Raw genomic sequence first — 21555 nt, 5'->3', positions numbered from 1 at the left:
GTTATGCAGCAAACCGGAACCATCAGGGCCTTTTCATCCCTGTACTTCTCCACCTTTTTGATGGTGCTGGGAGCCGGCTTGCTTACCACTTACCTGGGTCTGTTTCTAGCAAAAGAGCAAGTCGATCCATTATGGATTGGTGCCCTGATGTCCTTTTACTACCTGGGGCTGGTGCTTGGCTCCAAGGTCGGTCATAAACTAATTGCCCGAGTCGGCCATATCCGGGCTTTTGTTGCCAGTGCAGGCGTGGTCACCGCCTCGGCATTAGGCCATGGCCTCATACCCGATCTGACTTTCTGGTTGCTGCTTCGCTTCATGGTTGGTATGGGCATGATGTGTCAGTACATGGTGTTGGAAAGCTGGCTCAATGAGCAGGCCGATAACCACCAGCGCGGTACTGTGTTTGCCAGTTACATGATCGTGTCCTATTTTGGCATGGTGGCTGGCCAGCTGGTGATCGGCTCTTTCCCTGAGCTGGGACTGGAGCCTTTATTTTTAGTCGCGATCGGTTTTGCACTATCCATCGTGCCGATTGGCATTACCCGGCGTATTCATCCGGCACCTTTGCATTCGGCACCGCTGCAAATTGCTACCTTCTGGCGGCGCATGCCGCAATCTCTGACTACCATCACGGTAGCCGGCATTATTGTGGGAGCTTTTTACGGCTTAGCACCAGCTTACATCAGCAATACCGGCCTGCCGAATGAGAAAGTTGCCTTGTTTATGTCAGTCACCATCATCGCAGGCTTGCTGGCACAATGGCCGATGGGCAAGCTATCGGATCGCATTCCCCGTAGCCGGCTCCTTCGGACCAACAGCGCGTTACTCACCCTGGTGGTGTTGCTGATCGCCTTGCTACCGCTCTCTGGTACCTTACTGCTGCTGGCAACCTTCTTTTTTGGTTTCCTGGCTTTCTCGCTTTACCCGATAGCAACAGCTTTGGCAAACCAGCATGCCGAGCAACACGAGCGGGTCTCGTTATCGGCGGTGATTCTACTTACCTTTGGTGTCGGAGCCTGTTTTGGCCCCTTACTGGCATCGGCATTGATGCAAGTACTGGGTAACTTTATGCTGTATGGTTTTATGGGGCTGTGCAGCTTTGTGCTGTTTCTGCGCCTGCAGCGGGTCAATTACAGCCAAAAACAAGCCGCCCGTATTGTGGCAGCTCAGCAATCTGACGATTATGTGATGGCATCGAGCGATGTGTTTTCATCGCCACTTGCTGCAGCCTTGGATCCGAGGGTGGACGAACAGATGGTTCAGGAGCAGATGCTCGAGCCTAAAACCGAGCCTCCGCAGAGTGAGCCTACTAGTGATCACCAGCCAGACAACTGCCATGAACAGCCCTCGGTAGCCAGGGAAGCCGCCAGCCAGGATGAACCGGCTAGGACGGTGGCAGCTGAAGCAATCGAAAAAGACAGTGCAGAGCATAAAGAAACCGTTGCCGACGATCCAAGCGAGGTAGCTGCTGATGAAAAAGCTGAAACTGAAGCGAAACCAGCTGCGCAAAGCTCAGAGGACGATGAAGCCGATACCATTGTTACCCGGCTGGCGAAACGCCAGCAACAGGATAAAACGGATTAAATATTCTGATTGATGGCCTTGTTCCAAAGGTTCTGGTTACGGGCATAGGCAAAGTATTCATCCGGATGCCAGCACTTTGGGATTAAATCCATATCTTTACGCTCTTCGTAATTGGATACCAGCTGCATCAAAATTTCTTTCAGCCGGTCTGGTTTGATTTTTTCCAGCTTCTTTCTTGCCTGAGGGAAGAACAAGTTGTTTTCTACCCGCACCGTGCAACCCATCACCGAAATCTGGTACGACAGATTGCGCGTGACCATACGACAGACCGGCACATGAGGGTGTGGCGGGTACAGAGACGTCACGATGGCGTATTCATAACGATCCAAGTCCTGCCTGTCAGAATCTTTCGGGATGTAGGTAATACCAAACCCTTGCGGAAAAATGCCGGTGATTTGCATCAATGCATCAGCAGCTTCTTTGCTGCACATGCCTTTCTCAACGGCTTTATCAATCACCAAGCCAACTTTGGGTAAGGTTTCGTAACTGTAATTCTGCTTGGTCGATAACACGACCGATGTGTAGATTTGAGGAATTTTCAGTAAGTTACCAATTCCCTGCTCTGGTTTGACCGAGTTTTTTAACAAGGTGACCATAAAACCAAGCTTTTCCTGCTCATTGCGCTCAAACCAGTCCCGCTCATCTTTGCTGTTACCCACATAGCGATCTTTTCCAAGTGCCTGGGTCAGATACTTCAGACTTTCCCGGTAGTTGGTTTGCAGCATGGTTACCCGATCCGGGTTATCCAACACCCGAAACTCGTTCAGGCTGCCATCCTCACCACACAGAATACGCTGAGCCTCCGGGTGTTGCTGGCCTATATCCTGGATCAGAGCCGCCATAATCAAAGGGATTTGCACATCATCACGAAACGGCTGATAGTTGCGCCCGCCCGTCACTTCAATCTCTGAAGCTGTGTCCTCTTGGTAGCGTTTCAGCACATAACTGTTGGTGATTTGTCCATCCAGCAACAACCGGTCAAGCAAACGCAAAGCCAGTACGGCTTTGTACAAGTGCTTGCTTTTTTGGTTACTACGCGCAATGTTGCTGCCCTCGGTTGGAGATAACAATTGAATAGTACCTAGCAGTTTTGCCGACAATAGATTGGTGTCTTCAAAATCATCGCCTTGCGCTAGCTCCAGAATGGTATAGCAAAGCTCTTTCAATCGACTAAGCCGCGCCAGGCGCAGCTCTTCAAGCCCCTGATTCATGCTGCTAAGGCTTTTTTCCGCTTGCTGTAACCGCTGTTCAATTTTGGCTTGATCGGCACCGCTGGCTTGTTGCAAACGCTGACGGAACAAATACGCTTCCTGCTCTGCTGCCGTCTGTTGCGCCTGCAGTTTCCCGGCATCCAGAAAATACTGCAGTGCCTGCTCGTACAGTGAGTCCTGAACTTCAGTTTGATCATAAATTCTGTGAATTAGCGATTGTACAGCTTTGCTGTAACTGGACTTGGCAATTTTTCCCAAGTTCATATCAGTCAGTTCCTTAGCTTGTGCCAGACGTTAGTGTAGCATCCAATACGGTTCCTGCGACATCCAATACCACTTTACCAATACTCTGGTTGGTCGCCAATAATTGATGCGCTTGTTCTGCCTGTGACCAGGGCAGAACGCTATCCAGAACGGGTTGGACCCGGCCAGCTTCAAAATCAGCAGCAAAATCTGACTGCAGTCGCTGCACCAGGCTGGTTTTATAATCATCACTGCGGTTGCGTAGCGTAGAAAACAATAACTGGGCGCGCTTCTTAAACCAGGGAGCCATATCCAACTCGGTTTTACGCCCCGCCATCAGCGCATAGATCACCACTTTAGCATCCATGGCCAGCAATTTAGCATTGTGAACCAGATAATCACCAGCCACCGGATCCAGGATCAGGTCTACCCCCTTTGGCCATTGCTGCGATAAAACCGTGGCAAAATCCTGTTGTCGATAATTGATGGCCACATCTGCACCAAGCGCCAGACAAGCATCTGCTTTTTCATTGCTACCAACCGTCACAGCCACTTCGGCACCACGAGCTTTGCCCAACTGTATTGCTGCTGTCCCCACGCCGCTAGCCCCGGCATGCAACAATACCCGCTGCCCCACGTCAAGCTGGCCCAGTAAAAATAGCAACTGATAAGCCGTCAGAAAGACTTCAGGCGTGGCGGCACTCTGGTACATACTCCAGCCCTTAGGAACCGGCATGACGTGGCTAGCCGCGACACGAACATACTGCGCATAGCCTCCCCCCGGAACCAAAGCCATCACTGATTTTCCCAACCAATGGTTGAGGCTGGCATCAGCCACAGCCACAACCTCACCACTGACTTCCAAACCAAGGATGTCGCTTTCTCCAGGCTGCGGTGGGTAAAGTCCCCTCCGCTGCATTAAATCAGCCCGATTGACGCCGGCCGCATTCACCTTGATCAACAACTGACCAGAATGCAGAGTCGGTAAAGGCCGGAACGCAGAACAGAGGCGGCTATCCGGGCCAGGGTTTACTACTTCAATCACCTGCATCTGCTGCGGTAAAACGTGCACTAACTTACTCTCAGTCGATGTAGACATAGGCTTCTCCGGTTCTGAGCTTTATTTGCCAGCACTCAACATCATTCTTACTTTTTTTGCTGATATAATCAATTACTTATCGTAAAAATGTACATTAGAGGTCCATGTTAGCAAAAAAAATGCAAGAGACTAATTGGTGCTTTTTTTAGATTTTTTACTAATAATAATCATGAATTTTTAATGTTAAGGCTATAAAAAACGCCTGGCCAGGCTGTCATTAAATCAGCAACAACTGAGGAAAAATCAGCCTTCCAGAGGATAAGCTGGGGATAACTCGGGCATAAGCTGGGGACAAAGTTCCTATAAAGCAGCCACATGCGCATTGGAACCAAGCAGGAAAAAAGCACTCAAAGTTACTACACTTGAAAACAGTTTCTCCCTGGATATTGTTTTCGATAGCGCACGGCTCATTCCCGATGAGCCATTCCCCTGAGCCCAGAACAGGATTAGTTCTGGGCCTTTTTTTAGGCGTTTTTTGGTTGGATGCCACCAAATAAGCGGTAAAAATTAGCCGTGGTTTGCTGCGCCAGTTGCTCAAGTGAGAGCCCTTTCAATTCAGCAATTGCTGCAGCGACATCTGCTACATAGGCAGGCTGATTGGTTTTACCCCGGTGCGGCACCGGCGCCAGATAGGGTGAGTCGGTTTCAATCAACAGCGCATCCAATGGAATTTTTTTCACGACCTCACGCAGTTCAACCGCATTTTTAAAGGTCATGATGCCGGAAATAGAGATATAAAAGCCCATATCCAATGCAGCTTTTGCCATATCCCAGCTTTCGGTAAAACAATGCAACACTCCACCCGCCTGATACGCTTGCTCTGAGCGCATCAGCGCCAGGGTATCGGTGCGGGCATCCCGGGTATGAATGATGACAGGCTTGCGTAACTGACAACCCACCTGTAAGTGCTGCACAAAAGCATCCTGCTGCGACTTTTTACTGTCAGGCGCATAAAAGTAGTCAAGTCCAGTCTCCCCGACGGCCACCACATCCTGCCGCTGACATAAAGACAGCAACAGCTCCGGATCCAACGCATCACTTTGATGCAAGGGGTGTTCACCACAGGAAACAGACACCATCGGAAAAGGAGCCACCAGCTCCGCCATGGCTTCAAACTCTGCCAGACTGACCGACACACACAACATATGCTCTACGCCAGCTTGCTGAGCTTCCGCTATTACATCCGGCAGCTCCAGCTTAAGTTTATCCCACTCCAAACGATCCAGATGGCAATGCGAGTCTACAAACACAACAGATCCTGCTCAGTTAAAGGGTATAGGTAATTTCGTTGCTGGCCTGCAAGCCAGCCACCAATTTGGTGATTTGATCATTCAGGTGATGTTTATCGTCAATAAAAGCCACACCAACACCTGCCGGACTGGAGTTCTGTGCCCCGTGCGGCGTGATCCAAGCAACTTTTCCGGTTACCAGTAATGGTTCCAGCGCATCGGGAAGCGTCACATTCAGTGCCAGCGACTGCCCCATTTTGTAGGTTTTTGCTGTACGAACGAACAACCCGCCTTGTTTTAAGAACGGCATATAACAACGATACAGCTCTTTGATATCCATAAAATCCAGTGGGATTTCTTCCATTGTCCACCTCGGTTCAAACCTTGATCCGCTTTAGCTCAATCAGTAAAGCCGTCAGTGCCAGTTGTTTATTTTGCCCTAAAAGCTGCTGCTCGTCACGACACCAATGCTGAAAGCTCTGCAACAATTGCCAATAGCGTTGTGGTTGATAGCCACCTAGGCTGGGTAACCGCTCACGCAAAAACCAGCTAAGCAACAGGGGCAATTGCTGTGATTTAGTAGCCAGCAGCACCATCTGCTGTAAGTTGGCTTTATCACTCAGATAATATTCCAACTGTAGCAGGATTTCAGACGCTTGCTCAACTAAGCCCTGTTGCAGCCAGTGTAACGCTTCCAGTGGCGCCGTGCTGATGAGTGGTAACAAGAAATCCGGTAACGTCTGGTCACTTTGTTGCTGCAACCAATGCTGAGCCTGCGTGACATCCTGCACAGCTAGCGGCCATTGCTGACAGCGACTCAAAATAGTCGGCAATAAAAGCGCCGGCTGATCGCTGGTTAATAGCAAATACCCACCTTTAGGAGGTTCTTCCAGAGTTTTTAACAAGGCATTGGCAGCAGCTTCGGTCATCCGCTCTGCTTGCGGCAACACAGCAACCCGAGCCCCCCCTTGTTGAGCATGCTCATGGAAAAAACGGCTCAACTGCCGAATGCTATCAACACCAATGCGCCCTTCAGTTTCCGTTTCCTGCCAGTAATCCGGGTGATGTCCTGCCTGGCGCAGCTGGCAGGCTTTGCACTGACCACAAGGTTTTCTCAGGCTTTCAGACTGGCACAACAAGAACCCAGCCAAGGCTTTAACCAGGGTTTGCTTACCAAGACCCCGACTACCACTTAACAGAATCGCATGAGGAAAGTTCTGCTGCTGATGCAAAGCAGCCAATTGCTGATAACTGCTTTCAAGCCAGGGCAGCATGGCCTTGCTCCCAGAAAGCGTCCAGTGCGGCCACAATACTTTGCTGCACGTCCAATAAGGGCCTGGAAGCATCAATCACCACGATACCAGGTTCACTGGCCGCTATCTGCAGATAGACCTGACGGGTCCGCTGGAAAAAAACCAATTGCTCTTGCTCAATTCGGTCCAGCTCACCGCGGGCCAGAGCACGCGCCAGACCAATGGCCGGATCAATGTCCAAATACAAAGTAAGATCAGGCTTGCAATTGCCAAGCACCGCCTGTCGAATCCCATCAATCAGCTTACGATCCAGTTGGCGCCCGCCACCTTGATAAGCGCGAGATGATAAATCATGCCGATCTGCCAACACCCAGTGCCCTGCGCTCAAAGCAGGTTCAATCACATTGCGCAGCAACTGCACCCGGGCGGCATACATCAATAACAGCTCAGCTTCAGCCGTCAGCTGCTCATCATGCACCTGCTTTACCAGGGTGCGGATCTGTTCAGCCAACGGTGTCCCACCAGGCTCACGGGTACAAACCACCGACAGCCGTTTGGCTTCGAGCCATTGTCGAACGGTCACAACCGCCGTGCTTTTACCCGCACCTTCCAGGCCTTCTACCACCAAAAAACGGCCTTGTTCACTCATTGTTCTGCCCTAAAATATAGCGCCGCACTGCAGCATTGTGCTCTTGCAACGTCTCCGAAAATACATGGGTCCCATCGCCACGGCTAACAAAGTAATACAAAGTCGTTTCAGCTGGCTCTGCTGCTGCCTGTAAAGAGCTGCGACTGACCGAAGCAATAGGACCAGGTGGTAAACCATGATGACGATAGGTGTTGTAAGGGTGCGGATTATTCAGATCAGCCCGGGTAATACGGCCACTGAAATTTTCCAGGCCATAAATCACCGTTGGATCGGTCTGCAAACGCATATTGCTGCGAAGTCTGTTGACAAAAACTGAGCTGACCAAAGGTTTTTCGGGCTCATGACCTGCTTCTTTCTCGATGATGGAGGCCAGAATCAGCAATTCATAGGGCGTTTCGAGCGGATGATCCAGGCTGCGCAGGTGCCAACTGGCTGCCAGATGTTGCAACAAACTCTGATGAGCCCGGCTTAGCAACTGGCTGGCACGGCTATGAGCGGTATAGAAATAGGTTTCCGGAAAGAATAACCCTTCAGCAACTTCAGGCATAGGCCCCCAGTCGTCCGGCCAGCGGAGCAGATGCAGCAACTGTTGTTCATCCAAATCGTACTGCAGGTAGTCAGCCTGCTGCAATCGCTCCAGAGTTTGCTGGAGAGTTTCTCCTTCGCGCCAGGTAAAGGCAAATTGGGCCACCTCGCCACGCGCAAAGAGCTCAAGCAATTGCACCAGGGATAAATCGGCCGACACCCGGTAAGTGCCTGCTCGCACCGCGGACAGTTCTGGCTGTAACCAGATGGTAAGACGCAACAAATGGCAATCCTGTTCATCCAGCAATTGCTGACGCTGCCATTGTCGGCATAAGCCCAGGGCGGATGCACCAGCCGGCACCGTAAACAGGGTGTCAGTCAACTGCAATGGCTGCACCGCCAGTTGCTGCATTTTATTGTAAATAAGCACGGAGCCAAGAAACAGCAAGGATAAAGCCAGTATCACTAAGCGACGAAGCATGCGAACTCCTGTTGCACCTGCTGCACCGGGGCCAGTTGCAGTGGCTTGTCTAAAAAAGTATGGACTGGCAGGATCCCGCAAAGCGCATTGCAGCAAAACATGGCCTCTATCCCTTGCAGCTCATCCAGCGTCCATTGCACCTGTTCTGCCTGCAAGTGTGCCAACAATACCTGCCGCATTACGCCTGCCACACCAGCCTGATCGAGTACTGGTGTCAACCAACGCCCAGCCCGGTAAAAAAACACATTGGCAGCAATGGCTTCGGTCACAAAACCACGCTGATCCAACACCAGCAAATCATCCCAGTCGGTGGTTGCCAGCTCTTGTTTGAGCAACACTTGCTCCAGCCGATTGTTGTGCTTCAGGCCGGCCAGCAACGGCTGACAGCCAAGTTGTAATCTGGCCAACCCAAGACGGATCCCCTGTTGTTGCAACAGCCTGAAATCCGGCAACCCGGCTGTACTAATATAGATGTCCGGGCCGGTGACACCAAGCGGGCTATAACCCCGGCCGGCATGGCCGCGCGAGATCACGACTTTGAGTACTTGTTCCGGTGCTGAAATGGCCTGCTGTACCTGATGGGTTAATTGCTGCCAATCCGGTTCGGCAAAGCCCAGCCGAGCGACGCCTTGTTGCAATCGCGCCAGATGCTGAGGCCAATATTCAGCAACACCAGCCCGCACCCGGATGGTGGTGAAAATACCGTCACCGAACTGGAAACTGCGATCGCCTGTGGTAATACCTGGTTGCACCTGAAAAATCCGTCAAAAAACATACTGCTATCGATGGCTTGTTGACTTAGAGTATGCATGATCCTGTCACTGAATACCAACAGGATCAAAGGCTCTACCACTCAGCTGCCGAATCATTCAGCAGTCCGCCTTTTTAGCAGATTGATTTGATTCAGGCTGGCGCGCAAGGCAGCTGGTTTAATGGGCTTGGCCAAAAACAGCAAACCAAGGCGCTGAGCTTGCCTGGCAAGATCAGCCTGCGGCGAGGCTGAAACCAGAATACCGGGCACATGCTGCCAGTACACCTGCAACTGCTGATACAAATCCAGACCATTGCTGTTTTGGCCCAACTGATAATCTATCAGCAGTACATCCGGAGCCGGCTGCTCAGCAGCAAAAGCCAGCAGGCTCTGCTCGTCATAAAACCCCTGTACTTGCTCTATCTGCCATTGGTGCAACAGTACCTTGAGCGCTTCCAGGTTGGTGGCATCGTCGTCGACACAAATCACCTTCAAGCCAGCCAAAGCACTGCGTGGACGACTGACTTCTTCAATAGGCTTGATGATTTCAGTCAATACCAGCGGCAGCGTCAAGCTAAAGACCGTGCCGTGACCAGGTCTGGATTGTACCGCTACCGTATGGCCAAGCACTCGCGCCATGCGATGAACCACCGCCAAGCCCAGGCCTACCCCTTGCTGCCCTTTGGCCGTAGCATCAATCCGGTAGAAATCATCAAAAATCCTGGCCAGATCCGGCTCAGCGATGCCTGGGCCGGTATCCCATACCTGCACCAATAATTGCTCGCCTCTAAGCCGACAACTCAGTAATACCTTGCCTTTGGGCGTGTATTTAATCGCATTGGACAGCATGTTTTGTACAATACGTCGCAGATAGGTGGCATCACTCAATACCTGTACATCCTGACTGCGCACTTTCAGTTGCAAGCCCTTTTGCCGCGCCAGCAAGCTGTACTCATCGGCCAGATTTGACAGCAACTCTCCCAGTGCCACCGGCTGGATAGACGGTTGCAGCTTGCCATCATCCAGTTTGGCGATTTCCAGCAAGGTAGAAATCAGCTCCTCGGTGGCTTTGAGCGAGTTATCCAGTTGCTGCACAATGTGCTGATGTTGCTTTTCATCATGCCGTCCCGATAAAGCCGCAGTAAACAAGCGGGCCGCATTCAGTGGCTGCAAAATGTCGTGACTGGCCAATGCCAGAAAGCGGGTTTTAGAAGCATTGGCAGATTCAGCTTCGGCTTTGGCTTGCAACAACTGCTGCTCAGTCAGCTTACGGCGCTCCACTTCGGCCAGCAGTTCCTGGTTCATCTCGCTGATGGTCTGCGTGCGCTCCTGTACCCGTTGTTCCAGATGCTGCTTGGCCTCAGCCAGCGCCTGTACCGCCTGCACATGATCGGTGATATCGGTAAAACTGGTAACAAAACCACCGCCAGGGATGGGGTTGCCACGCATCTCAATCACCTTGCCATCCGGCCGAACCCGCTGAAACACATGCTGAGTACCATTTTGCATGTGCTGAATGCGTTTATTGACATGATCCTCAATGTCGCCTTTACCACACAAGCCCCGCTCAGCATTCAAACGCACGATATCCGCCACTGGTCGGCCAACCCGCACCATGCCTTCCGGATATTCAAACATCTCCAGGTAGGCTTTATTCCAGGCAACCAGATTCAGATCGCGGTCGACCACACTGACCCCTTGACTTAAGTGCTCCAGGGTAGAAAACAGGATTTTGCGCGAAAACTGAATGGCCTGAGTGGTGTCATCAAACAAGGTGACCACATCTTCAAAACCCAGCTGCTTGCCCTCCAGCACCGCATTGACCATGGTGGAGGCAGAAGATGCCCCAATCACCCCGGAGAGCTCACGCTCGACGTGCTCAACCAAACGCACACTGGGCTGGTCGTCTGGATCCAGCTCCTGCTGTTGGCGACGTCCAAACTCCTGCAAACACTCCAGCGCCCGCTGCTGGCCTACAAAGCGCTCCAGCAAGGTGCGTAAATCCGAGTTACGTATTTTAATGCGACGGGCCGGTGTGTCCTGATGATCAATCGGCAGATTGGGCTTAACAAAGGCCACCGCTTGCAAACGATCTTTAAGTGGCACCCGGGTTAACAATGACACCAGCACATAAGCCAGAATATTCAGGCCCAGTGACCAGAGCACGCCATGAGTTAAGCCATCGGTGCTGATACCCAGCATCGCTTGCGGATGCAACCAGCTCAGGCCAAAAGGCCCGCTCACCATGATATCGGTTCGAATCACTCCGGCGCCGACCAGTTGTGGCAACATCAGCGTATAGAACCAGAGCCCAAAACCCACCGCCAGGCCAGCGTATACGCCCCTGGCATTGCCATGGCGCCAGTACAAGCCACCAACCACGGCTGGGGCCAGTTGAATGGTCAGTGCAAAGGCCAGCAGGCCGGTTTCAGCTAAATCGTAATTGCGGGCAAAAAAGACGTAATAGAGCCAGGACAAACCCATCACCAGCACAATCATGCTGCGCCGCACCAGCAGCAGCAACAAACTGTAATCGTGCTGCATGCCCTGCCGTTTGGCACGGCGTAACAGGCCTGGCAGCACCACATCGTTGCTGATCATGGTACTGAGCGCCAGGGTGGCAATAATGATCATGGAGGTTGCGGCTGAAAAGCCGCCAATAAACACCAAAGCACTTAAGGTATCCATACCGGAGGATGCCGGGATCAACAGCACAAAACTGTCGGCCTCACTCCAACGGTCCGGAAACATCAACATACCGGCCACAGCAATCGGGATCACCACCAAAGTAACCATCACTAAATAACCGGAAAACCAGCGCCTGGCATGACGTAAGTGCTGATTGGAGACATTTTCGACAAAAGCCACATGAAACTGACGTGGCAGCAAAAACACTGCCGCTGTCGCCAACAGGGTTTTGGTCAGAAAACCAACCCAGCCTGTACCAGCCCCTTGCTGTTGCTGCTCGTTGGCATGGCTGACAAAATGCTGCAAAGCCGAGCGATCGGTATCAAGGAAAAACACATAGACCACCCCGGCCAACAGCAGCAGGGCAAAGAGTTTCACCACCGACTCAAAGGCAATCGCCACCATCACACCTCGGTTCTGCTCGGTCAGGTGCACCTTACGGGTGCCAAAGAGGATCGCAAAAAAGGCCATGGCTACCGCACTGAGCAGCGCACTGTCCTGATACCAGGCGACTTTGCCTACACTAAAATCCTGGCCCAACAACACCTGATACGAGCTGGCTACCGCTTTTAGCTGCAAAGAAATGTAAGGCACCACTACCACCAGGCAGAGCAAAGCAACCAGAAGCGCTATGTTGCGGCGCTTGCCATAGCGCGAAGAGATAAAATCGGCGATGGAGGTAATGTTGTGCTTTTTCGCCACATACAACAATTTGAATAAAAACGGCTGGGCAAACACAAAGAGCAAAATAGGCCCAAGGTAAATTGGGATGTAGTCCCAGCCCTGGGTCACGGCGGTGCCAACAGCACCATAATAGGTCCAGGAGGTGCAATACACTGCCAACGCCAGGCTGTAAATCAGCCCCCCATACTTTTGTATCAGACGATCGTCGGCATGCCGCTCGCCCCAGTTGGCGATCCAAAACAAGCCGCCCACATACAACAACGCCAGTAATGCTACGGTCCAGGCTGCCACAAGCCGCCCTCCTTTTCGTTCTTATGCTGTTACTCTTGGCCGAACACCGACCAAAGTCAACCATTGGGCGCTCTTGCTTCGACTAAAGTCGGGCTTTCGCTATTTCTGGCCGCTGCTAGATTAAAACGGACCGGAAGTGAACAAAAAGACAACAATGGGAGCACAACCATGGTAGAGCATAAAAAAAATGCCGCTGCGTACTGGAAGGCCAATCTCAAGCTGATTTGGATCAGCCTGGCGATATGGGCGCTGGTATCTTACGGCTTTGGTATCTTACTCCGCCCGTTACTGAGCGGAATTCCTGTAGGTGGGACTGATCTGGGTTTCTGGTTTGCCCAGCAAGGTTCCATTCTTACCTTTATCGGCTTAATTTTCTTCTATGCCTGGAGAATGAACAAGCTGGATAAAGAATTCGGCCTGGACGAGGAGTAAGTCATGAGCCAGTTTGCCATTAACTTAATTTTCGTCGGCGCATCCTTTGCGCTTTATATCGGTATCGCCATTTGGGCACGGGCAGGCTCTACCAAAGAGTTCTACGTGGCCGGTGGTGGCGTCAACCCAATCACCAACGGTATGGCAACCGCCGCCGACTGGATGTCTGCGGCGTCGTTCATTTCCATGGCAGGCCTGATTGCTGCCGGTGGTTATGCCAACTCCAGTTTCTTAATGGGCTGGACCGGCGGTTACGTGCTGCTGGCGATGCTGCTGGCTCCTTACCTGCGTAAATTCGGCAAGTTTACCGTGCCGGATTTTATCGGCGATCGCTTTTACAGCACCGGTGCCCGTTTAGTGGCCGTGGCCTGTTTAATCATTGCCTCGGTCACCTACGTTATCGGCCAGATGACTGGCGCCGGCGTGGCGTTTTCGCGCTTTCTGGAAGTTGAGAATGATACCGGCCTGATGATCGCTGCTGTGGTGGTCTTTATGTACGCGGTTATGGGCGGTATGAAAGGCATCACCTACACCCAGGTCGCACAATACGTGGTGTTGATCATTGCTTACACCATTCCTGCGGTGTTTATTTCACTGCAGCTAACCGGTAACCCTATCCCACCGCTGGGTCTGTTCTCTACCCATACCGAGTCTGGCCTGCCCTTGCTGCAAAAGCTGGATGAAGTAGTGCGTGAACTTGGCTTCCAGGATTACACCGCCGATGTCAGCAACAAACTGAACATGGTGCTGTTTACCCTGTCGCTGATGATTGGTACGGCTGGCTTACCACACGTGATTATTCGTTTTTTCACCGTGCCAAAAGTAGCCGATGCGCGCTGGTCTGCTGGCTGGGCCCTGGTGTTTATTGCCCTGCTGTATCTGACTGCACCTGCGGTCGCCTCCATGGCCCGTTTAAATCTGCTGACCACCATTTACCCGGCAGGCCCAACGGCTGAAGCCATTCATTACGATGAGCGTCCAGACTGGATCCGTACCTGGGAAAACACTGGCCTGATCCGCTTTGATGATAAAAATGGTGATGGACGCATCCAGCTGTACAACGATGTACCAGCCTTCCAGGAAACCGCGGAAGCGCGTGGCTGGGCGGGTAACGAGCTGACCGTGAACAACGACATCCTGGTACTGGCCAATCCTGAGATTGCCAACCTGCCAGGCTGGGTTATCGGCCTGATAGCCGCAGGTGGTCTGGCGGCGGCGTTGTCAACGGCAGCAGGCTTACTACTGGCAATATCCTCTGCCGTAAGTCACGACTTGATCAAGGGTTCGATCAACCCGAACATCAGTGATAAAGGTGAACTGCTGGCCGCACGGATATCGATGGGGGTCGCCATTGTGGTTGCTACCTGGCTCGGTATGAATCCGCCTGGCTTTGCTGCGCAGGTGGTGGCACTGGCCTTTGGTATCGCGGCGGCTTCTATCTTCCCGGCACTGATGATGGGGATCTTCTCCAAGCGGGTTAACAGCAAAGGGGCTATTGCCGGTATGCTGGCAGGCTTAATCAGCACTGTGGTCTACATCTTCCTGTACCTGGGCTGGTTCTTTATCCCTGGCACTGCCACCTTCGCCAACGTGGAAGCCAACTGGTTGTTCGGTATCTCGCCACTGTCGTTCGGTGCAGTCGGTGCCATGATCAACTTCGCGGTCGCCTTCGCAGTCTCTGCGATGACCGAAGAACCGCCACAGGAAATTCAGGATCTGGTGGAAAGCGTGCGCTTCCCACGAGGTGCAGGTGTGGCCACTGGTCACTAAGCGCTGCAACTCTGTTATGCTAGACAGAGTCCTGTAAACCAAACGGGCTTTCCCACAGGAAAGCCCTTTTTTATCCACGAGGTACACATGTTTTGGGAATTGGTTGCTACCGTCTTTGCCGGTTTAGGTGCTGCCGGTCTGGCGTTGTCCGCCCGCTGGATCAGCCGGGGGAGATTAGCTCGTTGGTGGATCCCGGTCTCGGCTGGTGTCGGCATGATAGCCTTTCAGATCTACTCGGAATACACCTGGTTCGATCATCAAAAGAGCCTGTTACCTGCCGGCGTTGAAGTGGTGCGAAGTAGCGAGCAAACAGCCTTTTGGCGCCCCTGGAGTTATGTCTTTCCGCAAACGCTGCGCTTTGTTGCCGCCGATTTTAACCGGGCCGATGTCAATCAAATCAATCCGGAACTGGTGCGGTTACCCCTGTACTTTTTTGAGCGGCGCATGTCGGCCATCGCCGTCACCACCATCATTCACTGCGGTCAACTGGCCCGGGCAGATGAGCATGCGCAGTTGCAATTGCCAGCACCTGGTGAGCAAGTGGCCAATGACTGGTACCGGCTTGAGCCCACCGATCCCCTGCTCCGGGCCTGTCGCTAAGGTGTTGCCATTCTGAAAGCTTGTTTGGGATGGCAACTGTTCGACTAAAGTCGTCTGGTGCCCTGGCCACTCTGTTGCTAGATTAGTAAACGGATAGGAGTCATTGCAGGCACACGATGGAAGTCACTGAAGTCACCAAATTTCTGGCCGAAACCACCCCTTTTGATCAGTTGGATGCTGATCAATTGCAGGCACTGGCGCGGCAGATGTCGGTGTACTACTTCCGGGCCGGTGAAGAAGTCAATACCGACAGCAACCGGCTGATGATTGTGCGTACCGGTGTGTTTTCACTGTACAGCGATCAGCAACAATTGCTGACCAAACTGCAAAGCGGCGATTTCTATGGCTACCAGCAATTGCTGACCGACTTAAGCGATCAGGATACCCTGCTGTGCGATGAAGACGGACTAGTGTACTGGCTGACGGCCGAAGGCTTTCAGCAAATTCGCTATCAGTTTAAAAACATTGAACTGTTCTTTCAGCGGCTGTTTGGTCGCCGGTTGCATCAGTACAAAGAACAATCAACCAATCGTTTTACCTTAAAAATCAGCGATGTTGCCAAGGCCCGCAAAGTCAGCATCAGCCCGGATGCGACGGTGCAACAAGCAGCAGCGCAGATGACCGAACAGCGGGTCTCGTCCTTACTGGTCGAGCAGAACAACAAACTGGTGGGCATTATCACCGATCGGGATTTACGCAGCCGGGTGGTGGCTGAAGCACTTCCGGCCGATTGCCCGGTCAGTGACGTCATGACCAGCAAACCACACACTATCGATTTACATGCCTATTTGTTCGAAGCGGTGCAGCTGATGAGCCAGCACAATATTCACCACTTGCCCGTGCTCAGGGATGAGCATCTTTTTGGTATGATCACCGCGACCGATGTGATCCGGGCGCAGCAGGATCACCCGGTGTATCTGATCGGTGAAATTCATCGTCAGCACAGCGAAGAGGGTATTTTGCAGTGTGCCAGCCAGATTTTGCACCTTAGCCAAAGCCTGAGCAATCAGCAGGTGCCGGCCCATGAAGCCAGCCATGTGCTAACCACAGTCACCGATGCACTGACCCAGAGCTGGATCAAACTGGCCTTGAAACGGCTGGGCCCTGCCCCTTGCGTTTTTACCTGGCTTGGCTTTGGCTCCCAGGCCAGGATGGAGCAAGGCTTAAACGCCGATCAGGACAATGCACTCTTGCTGGAAAAAGAGCCGGAAGGTGAGGTAGCAGTCTACTTTGAGCAACTGGCCAACATCGTCTGCGATGGTTTGAATGAATGCGGCATTGTCTACTGCCCTGGCAATATCATGGCCAGCAATCCGGAGCTACGGCTTAGCTTAAAGGGCTGGTCGAAACAGTTCGCCCGTTGGATCCAAACGCCAACTCAGGAGGCTCTGCTTAAATCCAGTATCTTTTTCGATTTGCGGCCGATTTATGGCAGCAAAAGCCTGTTTAATGCCCTGCAGCAGGATATTCTGGCCCGTACCAAAGACAAAGCCGTATTCCTGTACCACTTAAGCCACAATGCACTTAAAGGCACGCCACCGCTGGGTTTTTTCAAAACCTTTACACTGGAGCGCGATGGCAAACAGAAAAAAGGTCTGGATTTAAAGAAACGCGGCCTCATCCTGATCACCGATATGGCCCGCATCTACAGCTTAAGCAAAGGCATAAGCGCTATTAATACCCGTCAGCGCTTGATCCAACTGGCTCAGCAAAAAGTGATGGATGCCAAAGACAGCCAAAACCTGCTGGATGCTTTCGATGTGCTGGCGCAGCTGCGCTGGGACAAGCATCAACACGATGTATCTCAAGGTCATGAAGCCTCCAACCTGCTGGATCCAGCCGTACTATCCGGCCTGCAGCGGCATCAGCTCAAAGATGTGTTTGAAGTGATCAATCAGGCGCAGAGCCAGATGAAATATCGCTTTTGTAGGGAGCTCTGATTATGTTTGGCTGGTTTAAAAATCCTCCACTACCCATGAATGAAATCGTACGCAACTACGAGAATACCCCGCAGCCCTCTGCGAAAACAGCCTTGTCTGAGGTCAACTTTCTGGTGCTGGATTTGGAGCTTACCGGGCTGGATGCGAAAAAAGATCACATCATCAGTGCCGGCTGGGTCCCCATCCGCCGCCAGGAAATAATGCTCGGGGATAGTGCCCATTACCTGGTGAAGTCACCGGTTGGGGTTGGTCAGAGCGCCGTGATCCACGGCGTACACGACCATCAGTTAAAAACCGGCATGGAGCTGTGCGAATTGATGGCCATGCTGCTGCAAAGCTATCCGGGCTATGTGCTGGTGGCACACCATGCCCAGATGGACCTGGCGTTTTTAACCATGGCCTGTGAGCGTTGCTTTGGCCGCAGCCCGAAATTTAAAGCCATAGATACGCTGAAGATTGAGTGGCAGCGCCTGCACAACAAAGGCAAGGTGCTCACCCGGGATATGCTAAAACTAGCCAGTTGCCTGGAACGTTACCAGTTGCCCAAGGCACCTCAACATCATGCACTGGCCGATGCCTTTGCCTGCGCCCAGCTGCTGCTAAGCCAAATTCGTCAGCATAGCAGCAGCATGACCCTGGGTGAGTTGCAAAGTTTATCGCGCTAACTATCGGTCTTGTTCAGCTGTATATCGGTATCAAAGCCAAACAACTTGCCACTCCAGATAAAGAACAGTAAGACAATCACGCCAAAAGGCAAATAGCCAAAATAACCCAGCAGTGGCATTTCCGAGAACAGGTGGATCACATTCAAATAAGGAATGTTGTACACCCAGTAGTTCGGGTTGGTTATGCTGTCGGTGACAAAATAATTGCTACCAAAATTCCAGAACTCCCAGAACAAACCGTTAAGCAGGGACGACACTGCAATCAGTACACCGGCGGTCCAGTTGCCTTTGGCGATATCACTAAAAGGCGTCCAGATATTCAGCCGCTGCAAGCAACCAATCAGTACCAGAAAGGGCCCGATCCACACCACCCAGAACATGGGGTAAGGCCAGATCACCATGGCCGCCAACAGCACCAGACCAAGGCCAATCAGTAGATTGGCATTGAGTGGCATCTTGGGGCCATTCTGGTAGCGGGCCACCAGCTTCGGGAAGGTATTAAGCAGGCAGTACCACTGAAACAACACGGGTGTTACTGTGCTGTAAGTCAGCAGAAACTCGAAGCTGAGCAGTTGCTGCGACCAAGGCGCGGCAGCGGTATGCGGGTAATACCAGTTTTCCAGCACAAAGTAATCAAAAAACTCAAAGTAAACCCAGCCCAATACCGAAATCAGACCGGCAATGGCAAGTAACTTTGGCTTACTGGAAAACAGCGAACGGCCATTGTTGCGGTGATACACCAAACCATCGAGCACAAAAATAAAGCCCCACCACAGCGGCGTAAAAGACCAGTACACCAGCTCACCAAATAAGGTGGAGTGCGACCACATCAACCACCAAAAAAACAGGGTTACAACGGCTCCAGCCCAGAACCACCAGGGCAACGGCTTTTTCGCTGCGGCTGGGCTTGGGGTTGCGCCTTTAAAACCGAAGGCTTGCGGCCAAAGTACTAAAGCGCTGATAAACACAGCGCCAGCAGCAACCAGCAAAAAGACCCACAGGTTAAAGCCAGGTGCATCGCCCTGAAATTGCGGTGGAAAGACGCCAAAACCCGGTGGCAGATGCTCCGGATACACAAACCAGGCAACCGCCAGCGGCACCAGCAAAGTGGCCAGAATTGGCCAGAGTAATTGAATACGCATTGAAGCTCCCTTTATGATCATTATTCAGGGAGCTTGTCGCACAGCTCAGAACTGGTAACTTAGCTCAATGCCAAGCTGCCTTGCCTCACCACGCAGCTGTGTATAGGCTCCCAACGCAGCCACAGAGTCAAACTTAAGCTCTGCATACTTTTGATTAAACAAGTTTTTCCCCCACAAAGCCAGCTCTAAATCCGAGCTAAGCTGCCAGCCTAGCCGGCCATGCCAAAGGGCATAGCCATCCTGGCGGGCGTAGGGATCTTCGTATTGATCAAAGTAGATAGCCGACTGATAACGAACTCCAAGCTGCCAACTCAGGGCTTGCTCAGCAATGGTCAGTTGCTGCTCGATACTGGCCCCTAGCGTCCATTTAGGCGTAAAAGGCAAGCGGGTATCGGATACAAACACATCGCCCTGGCGGTACTCGCCAAGTTTCGCCAACGGAATATACCCTAAGCTCAGCTGTAGCTCTGTGCTGGCAGCTGGCCGGTAACGCCAATCGGATTCCAGACCGGCAATACGGCCATCCCCGGCGTTTTTCAAGACATGGTAAGGAGCCGTGCCACTGCTGATATTAACGAAGGTTTGTTGATCGCGATAATCGTAGTAGAACAGTGCCAGATCCCAGAACAAGCTGGCATCAGCCGAGCGCCAACGACTACCCAGCTCCCAGGCATGCAGGTATTCCGGATCATAGGCCGAGTCGGCCGCTTCTTCCGGGCTGGAAGAAAAGCCAGCATTGTAACCACCGCTTTTGTACCCGCGGGAGTAACTGTAATAGAGGCTGTGACGCGGGTTTAACCGCTGGATCAGGGCCAACTTGCCTGTCCACTCGGTATCCGATACTTTACCGCTCAGATCCCAAAAATCATTCAGGTAAAACGCCACCGTATCCAGATCAGCATTGGCATGATAACGGGTTTGCTCATCGGTCAGGCGCAGCCCGGCGGTCAGTTGCCAGTTGCTGGCAAGTTGCTGCTCCATCTGGGCATAAGCCGCCACGGCTTCATTACGCAGACGATTGCGGTAGATAAAGGCAGCAGGCACAGCCGCAAGCTCAGGCACCGCTCTGAAATCACGGAATAAGTCCAGCTCATTGCCCTGCACCAAGCGCTCATTCAGGTAAAACAAACCAGCCGTCCAAAAGCGCTCTGGTTGCTGCCAAAACCAGGTGACTTCCTGGCTAAAGAACTCATTATCCGAGCCCAATATACCTTCAATGAACTGACCCGGTCCATCGGCATCCCAAGAGTGAAAACGATTGAAGCTTTTGTAGGCACTGATCGACTTGACCCTAACGCTATCCGATAAGGCACGCTCAAGCTGCAAACTAGTGCCCCAGCTGTCGGTGCGGTTGCGTTTGTGTCCGGTATTGGCACTGGTGGTCCAGTAATCATCGCTTGGCACCGAAAACCCAAAGTTATCGACACAATGACGGCTACCAACTTCCGCCGGGCTGCAACGCTCGCCACTCGCCAGATCGCGGAAAACACCGGCACTGTAAACCGGCTTGGGCTGACCAGACCAATGTTCGGAATGCAAACGCCACAGCAATGACCAGCCCAGCCACTCACTGCTTAGCAGCAAACGGAAACTGGCCTGCTCCATACCGCCGCCATCGGCGCCGGGAAACAAATTGGTCATGCTGTATTGATAATCCTGCCAATTAAAGGCAAATCGGGCTGCGGTGTTTTCTCCCAAAGGGGCATTGACCGCGCCCTGCAGGCGGTAACTTTGCTGTTCAGCCGCACTGGCGCGCAGATAGCCGGAAAACTCATGCTCTGGCAGGCGTGAGCGCAACAGCACAGCACCACCTGTGGTGTTGCGGCCAAACAAGGTGCCCTGTGGGCCACGCAAAACTTCCACCCGCTCAAGATCAAACAGCTGACCGGTCAGAAAATTAGCGCCACCGCTGACTACCTCATCGCTGTAGATGGCGATAGGCGATACGGTCGAGGTGTTGTAATCGAACATCCCTACCCCACGCAGGGTAAAAGCTGGCGTGGTGCCTTCGGCGGCCGCCTGGCTGGCAATAAAATTCGGCACCAGAGCAGCCAGCTCGACTGCATCTTTTAACTGGTGTTGCTGCAGATAATCGCCATCAATCAGGGTGACGGCCACCGAGACATCATGCAGATCCTGACCTCGGCGCTGCGCGAAGACCTCAATACGCTCCACATCATCATTATTGGCTGTGGCCACTTGTTCAGCCAAAACGGTGGGGCCAAAGCAACTCAAAGCAACAGCAGCGGCGGTTACTGTAAGGCGAGTCAACATAATCATTTCCTGGTCAGGTGCGTCCCGGCACAGTGTGTATGCTG

General features: G+C 52.5%; 17 protein-coding genes. 6 read left to right on the top strand and 11 right to left on the bottom strand.

Features of this window, described 5'->3' with window-relative positions:
- The first annotated feature begins 3 nt into the window (after positions 1 to 3).
- Complete coding sequence (locus JJU14_RS00865; protein WP_228610590.1) at positions 4 to 1584, top strand: MFS transporter; 1581 nt, start codon at positions 4 to 6, stop codon at positions 1582 to 1584.
- Here the strand turns inward: JJU14_RS00865 and JJU14_RS00860 are convergent.
- The 9 genes from JJU14_RS00860 to JJU14_RS00820 all read right to left on the bottom strand — a co-directional run bounded on the left by JJU14_RS00860 (position 1581) and on the right by JJU14_RS00820 (position 12688).
- Positions 1581 to 3059 carry a hypothetical protein gene (locus JJU14_RS00860; RefSeq protein WP_228610588.1) on the bottom strand — a complete coding sequence of 493 codons (1479 nt, stop codon included), beginning with the start codon at positions 3057 to 3059 and terminating at the stop codon, positions 1581 to 1583. The genes JJU14_RS00865 and JJU14_RS00860 overlap by 4 nt on opposite strands.
- 13 nt (positions 3060 to 3072) lie before the next feature.
- The gene (locus tag JJU14_RS00855) at positions 3073 to 4137 is read right to left on the bottom strand and encodes an NAD(P)H-quinone oxidoreductase (RefSeq protein ID WP_228610585.1); all 1065 of its coding nucleotides are present in this window, start codon (positions 4135 to 4137) and stop codon (positions 3073 to 3075) included.
- A 464-nt stretch (positions 4138 to 4601) separates the two neighbouring features.
- Positions 4602 to 5387, bottom strand: coding sequence for a YchF/TatD family DNA exonuclease (locus tag JJU14_RS00850; protein ID WP_228610583.1), 786 nt, complete (start codon positions 5385 to 5387; stop codon positions 4602 to 4604).
- Positions 5388 to 5403: 16 nt separating this feature from the next.
- Positions 5404 to 5730, bottom strand: a complete 327-nt coding sequence (locus JJU14_RS00845; protein ID WP_091340668.1) for a PilZ domain-containing protein — start codon at positions 5728 to 5730, stop codon at positions 5404 to 5406.
- Positions 5731 to 5743: 13 nt separating this feature from the next.
- Positions 5744 to 6640, bottom strand: a complete 897-nt coding sequence (holB, locus tag JJU14_RS00840; RefSeq protein WP_228610581.1) for a DNA polymerase III subunit delta' — start codon at positions 6638 to 6640, stop codon at positions 5744 to 5746.
- Positions 6624 to 7268, bottom strand: coding sequence for a dTMP kinase (tmk, locus tag JJU14_RS00835; protein WP_228610579.1), 645 nt, complete (start codon positions 7266 to 7268; stop codon positions 6624 to 6626). The genes holB and tmk overlap by 17 nt, the downstream gene beginning before the upstream one ends.
- Positions 7261 to 8274 carry an endolytic transglycosylase MltG gene (gene mltG / locus JJU14_RS00830; protein ID WP_228610577.1) on the bottom strand — a complete coding sequence of 338 codons (1014 nt, stop codon included), beginning with the start codon at positions 8272 to 8274 and terminating at the stop codon, positions 7261 to 7263. The genes tmk and mltG overlap by 8 nt, the downstream gene beginning before the upstream one ends.
- Positions 8259 to 9026, bottom strand: a complete 768-nt coding sequence (gene pabC / locus JJU14_RS00825; RefSeq protein WP_228610574.1) for an aminodeoxychorismate lyase — start codon at positions 9024 to 9026, stop codon at positions 8259 to 8261. Before pabC ends, mltG begins: the two co-directional genes overlap by 16 nt.
- 113 nt (positions 9027 to 9139) lie before the next feature.
- Positions 9140 to 12688, bottom strand: coding sequence for a PAS-domain containing protein (locus tag JJU14_RS00820; RefSeq protein ID WP_228610572.1), 3549 nt, complete (start codon positions 12686 to 12688; stop codon positions 9140 to 9142).
- Positions 12689 to 12856: 168 nt separating this feature from the next.
- Here JJU14_RS00820 and JJU14_RS00815 point away from each other — a divergent pair, with 168 nt between their 5' ends.
- From JJU14_RS00815 to JJU14_RS00795, 5 genes are all read left to right on the top strand, one after another.
- Positions 12857 to 13120, top strand: coding sequence for a DUF4212 domain-containing protein (locus tag JJU14_RS00815; protein WP_091340690.1), 264 nt, complete (start codon positions 12857 to 12859; stop codon positions 13118 to 13120).
- A gap of 3 nt (positions 13121 to 13123) precedes the next feature.
- Positions 13124 to 14890, top strand: coding sequence for a sodium:solute symporter family protein (locus JJU14_RS00810; protein WP_228610570.1), 1767 nt, complete (start codon positions 13124 to 13126; stop codon positions 14888 to 14890).
- An 87-nt stretch (positions 14891 to 14977) separates the two neighbouring features.
- Entirely contained in the window at positions 14978 to 15490 is a 513-nt protein-coding gene (locus JJU14_RS00805; RefSeq protein WP_228610569.1) for a hypothetical protein, read from the top strand.
- A gap of 116 nt (positions 15491 to 15606) precedes the next feature.
- Complete coding sequence (locus tag JJU14_RS00800) at positions 15607 to 17430, top strand: putative nucleotidyltransferase substrate binding domain-containing protein (RefSeq protein WP_228610567.1); 1824 nt, start codon at positions 15607 to 15609, stop codon at positions 17428 to 17430.
- Positions 17431 to 17432: 2 nt separating this feature from the next.
- Positions 17433 to 18095 carry a 3'-5' exonuclease gene (locus JJU14_RS00795; protein ID WP_228610564.1) on the top strand — a complete coding sequence of 221 codons (663 nt, stop codon included), beginning with the start codon at positions 17433 to 17435 and terminating at the stop codon, positions 18093 to 18095.
- Here the strand turns inward: JJU14_RS00795 and JJU14_RS00790 are convergent.
- Positions 18092 to 19237, bottom strand: a complete 1146-nt coding sequence (locus JJU14_RS00790; RefSeq protein ID WP_228610562.1) for a mechanosensitive ion channel protein MscS — start codon at positions 19235 to 19237, stop codon at positions 18092 to 18094. The genes JJU14_RS00795 and JJU14_RS00790 overlap by 4 nt on opposite strands.
- A gap of 45 nt (positions 19238 to 19282) precedes the next feature.
- On the bottom strand, positions 19283 to 21511 hold the full coding sequence (locus JJU14_RS00785; RefSeq protein ID WP_228610560.1) for a TonB-dependent receptor: 2229 nt from the start codon (positions 21509 to 21511) through the stop codon (positions 19283 to 19285).
- Between the last annotated feature and the right edge of the window lie 44 nt (positions 21512 to 21555).

This window comes from Alkalimonas sp. (genome assembly GCF_020831925.1).
Classification (GTDB): domain Bacteria; phylum Pseudomonadota; class Gammaproteobacteria; order Enterobacterales; family Alteromonadaceae; genus Alkalimonas.
Note: the sequence above shows the minus strand (reverse complement) of the source record. Positions and strands in the feature narration are given on the sequence as shown.